The 11,306-nt window shown below is 67.1% G+C and carries 14 protein-coding genes, 1 tRNA gene and 1 pseudogene; 11 read left to right on the top strand and 5 right to left on the bottom strand.

Annotated features, from left to right (window positions below):
- Window positions 1–6 precede the first annotated feature (6 nt).
- From ABD073_RS14145 to ABD073_RS14110, 8 genes are all read left to right on the top strand, one after another.
- Complete coding sequence (locus ABD073_RS14145; RefSeq protein ID WP_343875659.1) at window positions 7–1,146, top strand: FUSC family protein; 1,140 nt, start codon at window positions 7–9, stop codon at window positions 1,144–1,146.
- Window positions 1,147–1,219: 73 nt separating this feature from the next.
- A tRNA-Met gene (locus ABD073_RS14140) sits at window positions 1,220–1,293 on the top strand.
- A gap of 379 nt (window positions 1,294–1,672) precedes the next feature.
- The gene (locus ABD073_RS14135; protein ID WP_343875657.1) at window positions 1,673–2,224 is read left to right on the top strand and encodes a type IV toxin-antitoxin system AbiEi family antitoxin domain-containing protein; all 552 of its coding nucleotides are present in this window, start codon (window positions 1,673–1,675) and stop codon (window positions 2,222–2,224) included.
- Window positions 2,221–3,072 (top strand): nucleotidyl transferase AbiEii/AbiGii toxin family protein, encoded by an 852-nt coding sequence (locus ABD073_RS14130; RefSeq protein ID WP_343875656.1) that lies wholly within the window; start codon window positions 2,221–2,223, stop codon window positions 3,070–3,072. Before ABD073_RS14135 ends, ABD073_RS14130 begins: the two co-directional genes overlap by 4 nt.
- A 40-nt stretch (window positions 3,073–3,112) precedes the next feature.
- Window positions 3,113–3,280: a hypothetical protein gene (locus ABD073_RS14125; RefSeq protein WP_343875654.1), complete on the top strand. Its 168-nt coding sequence runs from the start codon at window positions 3,113–3,115 to the stop codon at window positions 3,278–3,280.
- Window positions 3,277–4,383 carry an ArdC-like ssDNA-binding domain-containing protein gene (locus ABD073_RS14120; protein ID WP_343875652.1) on the top strand — a complete coding sequence of 369 codons (1,107 nt, stop codon included), beginning with the start codon at window positions 3,277–3,279 and terminating at the stop codon, window positions 4,381–4,383. Before ABD073_RS14125 ends, ABD073_RS14120 begins: the two co-directional genes overlap by 4 nt.
- Before the next feature lie 515 nt (window positions 4,384–4,898).
- Window positions 4,899–5,258 (top strand): Cd(II)/Pb(II)-sensing metalloregulatory transcriptional regulator CmtR, encoded by a 360-nt coding sequence (gene cmtR, locus ABD073_RS14115; RefSeq protein WP_343875650.1) that lies wholly within the window; start codon window positions 4,899–4,901, stop codon window positions 5,256–5,258.
- Window positions 5,216–5,908: a cation efflux transmembrane domain-containing protein gene (locus ABD073_RS14110; protein WP_343875649.1), complete on the top strand. Its 693-nt coding sequence runs from the start codon at window positions 5,216–5,218 to the stop codon at window positions 5,906–5,908. Before cmtR ends, ABD073_RS14110 begins: the two co-directional genes overlap by 43 nt.
- A gap of 87 nt (window positions 5,909–5,995) precedes the next feature.
- Here the strand turns inward: ABD073_RS14110 and ABD073_RS14105 are convergent.
- Window positions 5,996–6,322: pseudogene (locus ABD073_RS14105) on the bottom strand (MFS transporter); the annotation flags it as partial.
- A gap of 173 nt (window positions 6,323–6,495) precedes the next feature.
- Here ABD073_RS14105 and ABD073_RS14100 point away from each other — a divergent pair.
- The gene (locus ABD073_RS14100; RefSeq protein ID WP_343875648.1) at window positions 6,496–7,068 is read left to right on the top strand and encodes a CGNR zinc finger domain-containing protein; all 573 of its coding nucleotides are present in this window, start codon (window positions 6,496–6,498) and stop codon (window positions 7,066–7,068) included.
- Window positions 7,069–7,163: 95 nt separating this feature from the next.
- On the opposite strand, the gene ABD073_RS14095 is transcribed toward ABD073_RS14100, so the two are convergent.
- Together ABD073_RS14095 and ABD073_RS14090 are read right to left on the bottom strand one after the other, a co-directional pair.
- Window positions 7,164–7,535 (bottom strand): VOC family protein, encoded by a 372-nt coding sequence (locus ABD073_RS14095; RefSeq protein ID WP_123574853.1) that lies wholly within the window; start codon window positions 7,533–7,535, stop codon window positions 7,164–7,166.
- Window positions 7,536–7,752: 217 nt separating this feature from the next.
- The gene (locus ABD073_RS14090) at window positions 7,753–8,115 is read right to left on the bottom strand and encodes a nuclear transport factor 2 family protein (RefSeq protein ID WP_343875645.1); all 363 of its coding nucleotides are present in this window, start codon (window positions 8,113–8,115) and stop codon (window positions 7,753–7,755) included.
- Window positions 8,116–8,240: 125 nt separating this feature from the next.
- Between ABD073_RS14090 and ABD073_RS14085 the strand changes: the two genes are divergently transcribed.
- Window positions 8,241–8,774, top strand: coding sequence for a GNAT family N-acetyltransferase (locus ABD073_RS14085; RefSeq protein ID WP_343875644.1), 534 nt, complete (start codon window positions 8,241–8,243; stop codon window positions 8,772–8,774).
- Window positions 8,775–8,826: 52 nt separating this feature from the next.
- Here ABD073_RS14085 and ABD073_RS14080 read toward each other — a convergent pair whose 3' ends face one another.
- Both ABD073_RS14080 and ABD073_RS14075 read right to left on the bottom strand, forming a co-directional pair.
- A complete protein-coding gene (locus ABD073_RS14080) occupies window positions 8,827–10,014 on the bottom strand; it encodes a hypothetical protein (protein WP_343875643.1) in 1,188 nt (395 codons plus the stop codon).
- Window positions 10,002–10,337, bottom strand: coding sequence for a hypothetical protein (locus tag ABD073_RS14075; RefSeq protein ID WP_343875641.1), 336 nt, complete (start codon window positions 10,335–10,337; stop codon window positions 10,002–10,004). Before ABD073_RS14075 ends, ABD073_RS14080 begins: the two co-directional genes overlap by 13 nt.
- Before the next feature lie 756 nt (window positions 10,338–11,093).
- On the opposite strand from ABD073_RS14075, the gene ABD073_RS14070 reads away from it, so the two are divergent.
- A partial coding sequence (locus tag ABD073_RS14070) for a relaxase domain-containing protein (protein ID WP_343875640.1) occupies window positions 11,094–11,306 on the top strand: 213 nt, incomplete at its 3' end.

Genomic DNA, 11,306 nt, shown 5'->3' with positions numbered 1-11,306 from the left:
AGGCGGATGGACACCACGGGCAGGACACGACTGCAGGGGATCACGCTGCGGGCCTTCGACATGTCGGAGCATGCGGCCCGGGCAGGGCTGCACCAGCAGCGGATCCGGGTGGAGCGTTGGCGGGCCCGGCTGTTCATGATCTGCCAGATCTCGCTGGCCGCCGGCACTGCCTGGTGGCTGGGCCAGAACCTGCTGGGGCACGCCATGCCCTTCTTCGCGGCCGTCTCGGCGATCATCTGCCTGGGCTTCAGCTTCGGCCAGCGGGTCTCGCGGGTGCTGCAGGTGGCCACCGGCGTCTTCATCGGCGTGATGACCGGGGACCTGTTCGTGCACCTGTTCGGCACCGGCCCGTGGCAGATCATGCTGGTCTGTTTCGTGGCGATGAGCATCGCCACCTGGTTCCACGCCAAGGTGCTGATGATCAACCAGGCTGGCATCCAGGCGGCGACGGTGATGACGCTGATGCCCGCACCGAGCGAGGGTTTCAGCCGGTGGCAGGATGCCCTGCTGGGCTGCGCGCTGGCACTGGTGATCGCGCTGGTGGCGCCCACCAGCCCGGTGCAGAAGCCCCGCGTGAAAGCGGCGGAGGTGCTGGCCCACTGCTCTCGCACGGTGCAGCAGATCCGCGACGCGCTGCGCCGTGAGGACGAGCAGGGTGCGGAGAAGGTGCTGGAGAGGGCTCGCGACACCGAGTCGCGGTTGAGCCAGCTCAGCGAGGCCGCGGCCGAGGGCGTCGCGGTGGCCCGCTACTCCCCCTTCCTGCGCGGCCACCGGGAGAATGCCCAGGCCATCGCCGAGCTGGTGGCGCCGCTGGACCGGATGACGCGCAACCTGCGGGTGCTGGCGCGTCGGGCCAGCGTCGCGGTCTGGCGCGAGGAGGAGGTGCCGGCGGAGTACCTGGACCTGCTGACCGAGCTGGCCGGCGTGATCGACTTCTGCGCCTCCGAGATGTTCGCCCGGCGGATGCCCACCCGCGCCCGGGAGCGCATCATCGACGTGGCCCGCACCAGCTCCCAGATGGAGCTGGGCAGCTCGCTGTCCGCGGCCGTCGTCCTGGCCCAGACCCGCTCCATCCTGGTGGACCTGCTGGAGCTCACCGGCCTGGACTACCCCACCGCCCGCGAGCTGGTCCCCGACATGGCCTGAGGGCCGTCTTCGGCGACCGAAACCGGCTCGATTTGGGCTTTCGGCAAGGCCCGTGTAATGTTGTGTTCACCGACGCGGGGTGGAGCAGCTCGGTAGCTCGCTGGGCTCATAACCCAGAGGTCACAGGTTCAAATCCTGTCCCCGCTACTAGGCGCAATGTGCCGCTGGCTAGGTCTTATGGATCAGTCAGCGGCACATTGCTTTTGTGTCGTGCACTCCACGTGCACTTGGCCTGAGCGCCGCATCCTCCTCGAAAGAGTTGAGACCCATTGTGCATGAGGCTCACCACCGAGTCGCACACGACCTCAGTTCTCCCTACTTCACCAGGCGTTTCCCCTCCACCTTGGCGGCGGCGCGCACCACATTGAGCACGAGGCGATGGACTCTGGCTTAAAGGTGCATGACCAGCAGTAAATCGTCGCCGCAGCGCAGCTCCTTCCAGGCATCCCGACCACGAGCCCGGGTGGATAGAATCGTCTACAGATACAGTTATCTGTGTACGCTTCATTTCACGAGGAGGTGCCTGATGTCCGAGTTGCTCCGGCTTCGGCGCCGCGACCTGTCACCTGTCGCGGCTCATCGGGCGCTTCAACGAGGAGATCTGGAGCGAATTGCCCCCGGCGTCTACCGGAAGAGCGATCGCACCCCAGCAGACCAGGACAAGCTGCAGGCAGTGGCCCTTCGCCCCCACGCCACCATCTGCCTGACCTCAGCCCTCGCGCACCATGACCTGATCGATGAGATCCCGACCTCACTGCAGATTGCTCTGCCACGGGGAACCCGGATTCCAAAGGGAACCCCGACCTTGACCTGGCACGTCTTCGACCCCGACACATTCGACCTAGGGCGTGACGTGGCCACCATCGACGGATCGACAGAGTTGATTGGGCTCTACAACCCCCAACGCAGCATCGTCGACGCCTTCCGGCTGCGCGGGCAGGTCGGCTACGAAACGGCACGAGACGCGCTGAAGGAATGGCTGCGCCGGGGCGGCAAACCCGCCGAGATCGCCCAGCTCGCAATCCAGATCCCCCGAGCGAAGCGACCAGTGTTCGATGCGCTGGAGGTCCTGTCATGACCACCGGGGACGAAACGTTCCGCAGGCTGCAGTCACTGGCCCGCTCCACCGCAGCCAAGCGGAGAGCTCCCGCACCCACCCAGGAATTGTTGACCCGGCACCTGCTGGAGTCCTTCCTGCACCGCCTCACCCTCACCCCTCACCACGACGACTTCATCCTCAAGGGAGGAGTCCTCCTGGCGGCCTACGGGGTGCGCCGCGCCACCAAGGACGCGGATGCCAATGCCATCAGTGCCGACGTCACTCCCGACCATCTGAGCCGCGTTGTCGAGCACATCGCCCAGCTGGATCCGGGCGATGGCGTCAGCTTCAACCTCCAAACGCTGCACATCGCACAGATCCGCGACGACGCCCAATACCCCGGGTTCCGCATCCGCATCACCGCCAGCATCGGCCCGTGGAAGGGCGTATGCGCGTGGGACGTCTCGACCGGTGATCCGATCGTGCCCGCACCCCGCATCGTCCAGATCGAGCGCGTGCTCGGCGACCCGATCGCCCTGCTCGGCTACGCCGCCGAAACAGCCATCGCCGAGAAGGCTGTCACCATCCTCGAACGGGGCCTGACCAGCACCAGATGGCGCGACTACGTCGACATCGACCAGCTCTGCCAAGCCGGGTTCGACGCCCAGGAGCTGTTGCGTTCCGCCACCGCAGTCGCCGACTATCGCGGCGTCACCCTGAGACCCCTCGCGCCCCTGCTCAAGGGCTACGGAGCGCTGTACCAGGCCAAATGGGCCGCGTGGCGGCGCAAGGAGCAACTCCACGACCGCACTGAAGCCAACCTCGACGACCAGATCGCCCGAGTGGCGGCCTGGATCGACCCGATCTTCGGACGCACCACAAGCTAGCGGGCGCGCCACCAGCAGACGCCAGCCGGCTTGGGTGAGCATGACCACTCATTCAGACGAACTGAGCACCGACCGTCCCCTCATCATCGAACAGCTACTCCTCAAGGCCGACGAACTCAGCGCCGCCGGCGCACCCCACGACCAAGTCGACGACCTCATCCACGCCGCCCTGGACCTGCTCACCGACCAGACCCCGTCGGTGCGATGATGGCCCGCCGACCACCCACCGAAGCCCAGAAGGCAGAACGAGCCGAACAACTCGAGCACCTGCACGCACAGATCGCCGACAAGGCCGCCGACCTCACCAGCTCCGAGCAGTGGCAGGCCTGGCTGCGCGTCGCGAGCCGCTTCCACCAGTACAGCTTCAACAACACCATCCTGATCTGGACCCAACGCCCCGACGCCACCCTCGTCGCCGGCTACACCACCTGGCAGAAGAGTTTCCACCGCCAGGTCACCCGCGGCGAACACGGCATCCGCATCCTCGCCCCCGTCACCCGCCGCCTCCCCAAGACCAAACCCGACGGCACACCCCTGCTCGACGACAAGGGCAAACCCCTCATGGCCACCCAGATTGTCGGGGTCAAACCGGCCAGCGTCTTCGACATCAGCCAAACCACCGGCGACCCCGTCCCCGAACCACCCCGCCCCGCCCTGCTCACCGGCCAAGCACCCGACGGCCTCTGGCAAGCCCTCGCCACACTCGTCGGTGAGCAGGGCTTCCGTCTGGAGCGCGGTGACTGCCACGCCGCGAACGGCTACACCGACTACACCACCCGAACCGTCAAGATCCGCGACGACGTCGACGACGCCCAAGCCGTCAAGACCCTCGCCCACGAACTCGGCCACGTCCTACTCCACCAGCCCACCACCGACGCAGATCCGGTCTGTCGGGGCAGTCTCGAGGTCGAAGCCGAATCCGTCGCCTACCTCATCACCGCCGCCCACGGCCTCGACAGCAGCCAATACACCTTCACCTACGTCGCCGGCTGGGCAGAACAAACGCTCCCCCACCACCCTGACGGCACCACCGTCGCCGACGTCATCCACTCCACCGGCAGCCGCGTCCTCACCGCCGCGCACCAGATCCTCGACGCCACCGCGGTACCAGACAACACCCAACCCATCGGCCAAGCCCTCGCAGAGACGGTCGCCCGCAACGTCGCGGCAGACCGCACAGCGATGGTGCCCGAGCGAGCCGGCTCCTCGGTGGCATTCCAGGCAGCGGCGATCTCGGGACCCTCGCACCAGGTTGAGGTGTCGCGGTCATCCCTTCGCCGTGGGAGCAGTCCTGCAGCTCCACCTCGGTGAGACGGGACAGCACATGGGCGCCTTGCGAGCGGCCAGTCAGGTGTTCGAGGCGTTGTCACTTCCCTGCCGGGTTGCCTGTCGTGGCGTGGAGGTCCTGTGCCTGACGCAGGTTGAGGACCGTGCGAGTCAGCATGGGCAGCATCGAGCACAGCATGCCGAGCGCGCCGGCCAGGGTTGCGGCGCGAGTGCCGTAGTGCTAGCCCAGGATTCCTGCGATGGCGCTTCCCAGTGGGATGGAGCCATACATGACTTGGGTGTAGGCGCCCGCGGAGCGAGTCAGCTGATCTTCCGGCGCTGGCTCGTGGTCACCGTGGGCCTCGCCGGGGCCGGTTACGGGCTCTTCGCGTCCGCCCGCTGGGTTGCCGGCCTGGTGGCGACGTGGAAGGGTCGCGGGATGCCGAGGTGGCCTCGCTGGCGCAAGAGGTGACCACGATTCCCGAGGGCAAGCGCGCGGAGCGGGTGCGGCAGCCCGTACAACTGGGCGATTAGTCAATGAACACTGTATAGTTCAGTCCATGCTGACTATTGTTTCGCGCCTCGACGTCATGAACCGGCTCGGCCGGGCCATGGCGGACCCGACGCGCTCCAGGATCCTCATGACCCTGCTCGGCGGTCCGAGCTACCCGGCTGTGCTGTCGCGCGAGCTGGAGCTGACCCGCTCGAACGTGTCCAACCACCTGACCTGCCTGCGCGACTGCGGGATCGTCGTCGCCGAGCCCGAGGGGCGGCAAACCCGCTACGAGATCGCCGACCCGCACCTCGCCGCGGCGCTGATGTCCCTGATCGACGTCACGCTCGCGGTGGACGAGGACGCGCCGTGCATCGACCCGGCGTGCTCGGTGTCGGGATGCTGCGGGGCGGCGGTGGACGCATGAGCGAGACTCTGACCACCGCGCGCCGCGCGACCCTGCACCGCCGCGTCCGCTTCATCGTCGGGTTCACGATCACCTACAACGTCATCGAGGCCATCGTCGCCGTCTGGGCGGGCGTCCTCGCGTCGTCCGCGGCGCTGATCGGCTTCGGGCTCGACTCGGTGGTCGAGGTGCTCTCGGCCGCTGCCATCGCCTGGCAGTTCACCCGCAAGGACCCGGAGCAGTGGGAGAAGGTCACGGTCAAGGTGATCGCCGTCGCCTTCTTCGCTCTGGCGGCCTACGTCTCGGTCGATGCGGTGCTGGCCCTGGTCGGCCAAGAGGGTCCCGATCACAGCCCGCTGGGCCTCGGCATCACAGCGCTGAGCCTGGTCATCATGCCGCTGCTGGCGTGGATCGAGGTCCGGACCGGGCGAGAGCTGGGCTCCAAGAGCGTGATGGCCGACGCCAAGCAGCTCATCCTCTGCGTCTACCTCTCCGGCGCGGTGTTCGTCGGCCTCATCCTGAACAGCCTGTTCGGCTGGTGGTGGGCCGACTCCGTCGCGGCGCTTGTCGTGGCGGTGCTCGCGGTGCGCGAGGGCCTGGAGGCATGGCGCGGCGACGTCGAGTCGCCGTTCGAGGTGCTGGAGGACCTCGAGGACGAGGACGACGACTGATTCCCACGAGAGGATGACGGAGGAGGCCCCCGGAGCTCTGCTTCTGGGGCCTCCGCGGTTCCGCCAGTGTCACGACTCCGACATGCGCTAGGAGAAGCCGACCACGCCGAAACACACCGCGGCACACCCGGCAACGAACGCGAGGAGCACCAACAGCGGGACCGACAACCACCCGCCCAGCCAGGCGATCGGGACAACAGCCATCGCAGCGCCCTGGAACAGATTGGCCGGCAACATCACCTTGCGGGCATCCCTACCTTCAAGGACGTGCCCAGCGATGAGCGAGAACAACAGGTACGGCAGCATCGCGGCCGTGGCCACCCACCCCACCTGCGCCGGAGTCCCGTGCAAGGTCACCGCAGTGACCAGCGGCAACGCCATCGCCGCCACCTGGCTGCCGAAACTACTCACGCTCTGCCCAAACCAATACTACGCGAAGCTCCGGTCGTCACGGACCAGTCTTGCGATCGGGTCCCTCACAGCCACCGCCTAGCCTCACAAGTTTGATGCTTTTTACTTGTGAGATCCTGCCGCATAAACGGCTCACAGGCAACAGGTGCCTAGACTGTGAGGATGGAGGTTGAATAATGGCACGTTTCAGTCACATCGCCGGCGACGTCGCCCTGGACCTGATCAACACGGTCGAGTGGCGACTGTCCGACGAGGACCGAGAAGAGGATCTCAACGACTTCGGCGACGTCATGGCCTGGTGCCTGGAATCCGCGCTGATCCATAACGAGGAAGCCAAAGCCCTTCAGGTGCCGCCCGGTGAGGCTGCCACGGAACATGCCAAGGTCCTCGCATTGCGCGAGGCGCTGTACGGCGCACTGTTCACCGACGACGCCGACGCAGGCCAAGTCATCACCGACGAGCTCCACCAAGCACTCACCGCAGCCACCTACACCCCCGCTGCCGATGGATGGCGCTGGCACGACCGCACGCTCACCCCTGCCACCCCACGCCACCGGATCGCCCGAAGCATCATGGCCCTGCTCGCACGCTCCGACCTGGACCGGCTCCACCAGTGCGAGGACGCCCACTGCGGCTGGGTCTTCCTCGACACATCCAGAGCCCACAACCGACGCTGGTGCGTCACCAAGGACTGCGGCGACCGCAACCGATCCCGCGCCTACTACGCCCGACAGAAGACTGGGACGTAACCAGCTGAACACGAACGGGTTTCGAGCGCCCTTGGAGCATGACAATGGCCGAGCGACCGGAAGGTCGCCTCAACCCCACTGACTGCGCCTGGCCGTCACTCCGGCACCGAGACGAGACAGAACGGGTGGCCAGCGGGGTCGACGAAGATGCGCCACGCCTTCGGCCCCGGATCCATCACCCCAGTCAGCGGCGTCCCACCGGCACGCTCAACCGTGGCAGACGCAGCCTGCAGGTCGTCGACCAGGAGATCGAAGTGCACCTGCTGCTGACCAGACTCGCCAGGCCACGGAGGCGGCACATAGCCCTCGACGCGATGGAACGAGAACCGACCGACCGGTTCCCACTGCAGGGTGAGCCAGTCGTCCGTGCCCTCGGCTGGCGCGAGGTCCAAGACGTCCTGCCAGAACGCGGCCACTGGGACGGGATCGTCGCACTCGAACACCAACTGCGTCAGGACGGCCATCATGACGACACCGTAGCGACACGTCCATGTTCAGCGGGGCCGTGCACGCGAACCTCGCTCCTCTGCAGCAGCTGCCAGCCGCGCGGTGTCGATGGCAATGCGCGCCGTCCCACAGCTCATCCCAGCCGTCCCACAGCTCATCCCACGGAATCCAGCCGTCGGCTTGGACCTCAGCACACGGTGAGGAACCCAACACCGCATTCGGGACAAAGGGTGCGGTTCACGAGGCCAGACGCGGGCCCGCGTGACCAGCGAGCAACTGCCACAAGCCATCGCAGCGCACCCACGTCATGGTGATCAGCAGGCGGAACTGTTCACCGTCGCGCAGAGTGTCGACAACCGTCCCAGTGACGACTGCCTTGTCGCCGACGACCCGCACCACGGGGTCTTCGAAGCGCTGGGAGGCGAAGGTGACCGCAGTGGTGTTGCGGTGGACATACTCGTCGCGGTCCAGCACCAGCCCTGCGTAGCTGGTCCAGACACACTCGGGATGCATCAGCAGCCGCAACCCCTCGGCATCTTGCTCAGCAAGGGCACGCGCCCGGGCCTCAACCAGGTGGAGGACGTCCTCGGTGGTGCTCATACCGGAAGGCTAGCCGCCAGGGAGCCCCCGCGCCCTCGACATGCACGGGCATCAACTCACGCGCAGGGTCGTTGACTCCAGGGCCCGTGCGAGGTGTGGCGGTGCGCGTTGCCTAAGCTCGAGCCATGGCCTCACCTGAGATCCAGCTGCGCAACGGACGGGCGGGAGACGTCACTCGCATGGTCCAGTTGCTGACCGATGATCGCGTTCGCCATCACCTGGGCGGCCCCCGGCCGAAGTCCATCGCCTTGCCGCTCACTGTTGTCAGTGTGGCTGGAGCGCGGTGTGGACGTCGCAGATGGGCCCAGATCGTCTCGGACGCACGCAGTGGACGGATGCTGGGCACGGTGGTGGCGGATCGGCGCAACCCGGATCGACCCGGACACGTCCGCCCGGAGGGGCGAGAGTTGGAGCTGTCCTACGTCCTACTGCCTGACGCCTGGGGACGAGGCATCGCGGAGGCCGCGTGCCGGGAACTGCTGGCGCGAGTGGCGTCGGAGGTCCGAGGCGACGAACCCGTCCTGGTTGTCACCCAAACGTCGAATCAGAAGGCCCTGGCCCTGGCGGCACGGCTTGGATTCGTGGCCTGCGGGGAGTTCGTGGAATTCGGCTCCGCCCAGCAATTGCTGACGGCATCTCTCACCACCTTTGACGCGTGATCGTCGCGCAGCCATCTCGGCTGCAGAGAGGCACGGGCGTACCGGTGCCAGATCACACGCACCTCGGCGACGGTCCGAGCCGTGAGTGAGGCAGATCCGGGACTGCTTCAGTTCTGCCCGCTGGCACCGTCGTCGGTGCCGCAGCAGGGCCCATCATGAGGTAGCTCGACTGCAGGGCCCGGTCAGCACCTCGCAGCGTCGCGCTACCCACCGCGGCCAGCTTCGCCAACACTGGTTCCGGGACGGTCACATTCGCGCGGCCTTCGAGGCGCTCGAGCTTGAGCCACGCCACCTGAAGCTCGGAACCGTTGGGCGGCAGCGCGGCTGCCAGCATTGGGGCAACCAGCTCCGCTGGCGCCTTCAACGCACCGGGGTGAACGGGCTGGCTGCTGACGGCGGCGGTATGCCGCGTCAGGCTCAGGGCCGTGACTGCGGCATCCCAGGACCGCGACTCACCTCGACCAACGGGCACGTCACGGCTGGCGCGCATGAGCCTCGTAGTGGCAGCCATGAGGTCCGGGTCGACCCGCTCCCCCGGTGACATCAGTTTGGCCCACTGCCGATGTTGTTCACCCCACGCCCACAAACTCCTGGCCAGCGCCGGCTTGATCGCGTCGCTGTAGTCCACGAGAGCTTCGGTGCTCCGGGTCGCCTGGGCTTGGGCGATGGCGTCCACTGCCACCAGCACCGAGCCCGCAGCCCGGGCCGTCACCAACTGCGTCATCACCGACGGCCGCTGAGCACAGCGATCCACGGCGCGCGCCCACTCCATCACCGCCGTGCTGAACTCACTTCCCACATCGGAACGATGCTTGCCCGGTGCGTGTCCGTGCAGGGCGGCATCCAGGCCCAGCTCGACCGCGCGCACCGCGCCCAGCACTTCACCGTTCCCCGCCGTGGTCGCGACCCTCGACGTGGCGTGAGCCGCCAGGTACGCGACATGCACCAGCTCACGCTCCACACCATGCCCGGGCCTCATCTGCCCGATGGCATCAGCCACCGCCACCATCGCAGGCGCCGGTACCTCTGTCTTCCAGGAACGCGACTGCAGCACGTGGGTCAACGCCGACCCCGACACCTCCAGAATCGACGCAACATCACCCGCGTCCTGCCCGGCTCGCTGGCTTGCAGCGTCCACGACGTAGACCAAGCCCATCACCGATGCCGCCAGGTCCCCGGGATCGTCGACGAGCAGATGACGTGCCAGCCGGTCGGCCTCCGACGGCCTCAGCCCAGGCACCAGTACTCCTCGACCAGATCGCACACCAACACGACCACCGCACTCGTCCCGACGGGATAGGCACCGATCGCCAACCGACGCAGCTCCCGCTCAACCTCCTGCAAAACCGCGAGCACGCCGGGCTGCTCGACCTTCACCGGGACGGGAACCACGTCGGGCTCCAACAGTCCGGTGGCGGACCACAGCGCCTCGTTCACCGCCGTGTCGCGCTGGAATGCCCCCAGCTCCTCTAAGTCCCACGTCGCCAACCGAGAACGCTCCGCCGCGGTCATCAACAACCCGACCGCGCGCTCCAGGCTCCGCGTGCCTCCAACTGTTGCCATCACACCCGCCTTCCACCCGGCCACCGTGACCGCCGCTCACTGGCGCAACCCACCATGTGACCCCGGTGCTCGCGAAAAGTCCCGGCACCCGGGCGCTACTGGCCATCTCTGCTGGAAGCGGTGAGACGTCGAAGTCGACCGACCTCACGGACACTGAGCCCATCGGCGCACCACTCAGCCACCTGCGTGGCTGTCAGCCCGTGGACGGTGACCATCTCCTCGATCAACGCGCCGGCGCGCGCCTCCGCCTCGGCCAACGCCCTGGCGCCGGTGCGTAGCTCCACCTGGACGCGGACGGCCCGATCGGTCAGCGCCGACTCCCTCTCCCGCTGCTGCCGCAACCGCGCCACCCGAGCCTCATGAATCGCTCGCCTCGCAGCCACCCGTTCCTGCTGCCGTCCCATCGACCTTCACCCCTTCCGAACCACCCTGACGAAGACCCAAGCGAACGCGACGCCCCCGGTGCCCACCAACCGCCAGAACGAACCCCCGGAGAAACACGAACCCATCAAGCGCCACACACCTCTTGCACTCCGGGCACGACGGGAAGGTGGGCGCTAACCCAGCGACCGTCGACGCTGGGGAACCAGGAGAGAACAACTCATTCGTAGGTCCCTCCACTGGTCCAGCTCCGGTCCAAAGCGGTGGACGCACACGATCCACCTGGCCGTGGTGCTCCAGCGACGCGACCATCCCGTCCCACGGGGCACGGTGAAGGTCACCGGGTGAGGCCATTTGGCTTGAGGTCATATGACCATGTCGCTGCACAAGCTGTCGGCCGGATCGGGCTATGACTACCTGACCCGACAGGTTGCTGTGCAGGATTCCACCGAGAAGGGCCACCAGGGCCTGACGACGTACTACTCCGAGCACGGCGAAAACCCCGGCGCCTGGGTGGGCCGGGTCTGTCCCAGAAACGGTGTAAGTGGCTCCATCGCCCTGCGGGGCAGGAGGAGTCATGATGACCGA

It is taken from the genome of Luteococcus peritonei, from assembly GCF_039526385.1.
In the GTDB taxonomy this organism is placed as follows: domain Bacteria; phylum Actinomycetota; class Actinomycetes; order Propionibacteriales; family Propionibacteriaceae; genus Luteococcus; species Luteococcus peritonei.
The sequence above is the reverse complement of the archived record's forward strand: the minus strand, read 5'-3'. Positions and strand labels throughout refer to the sequence as shown.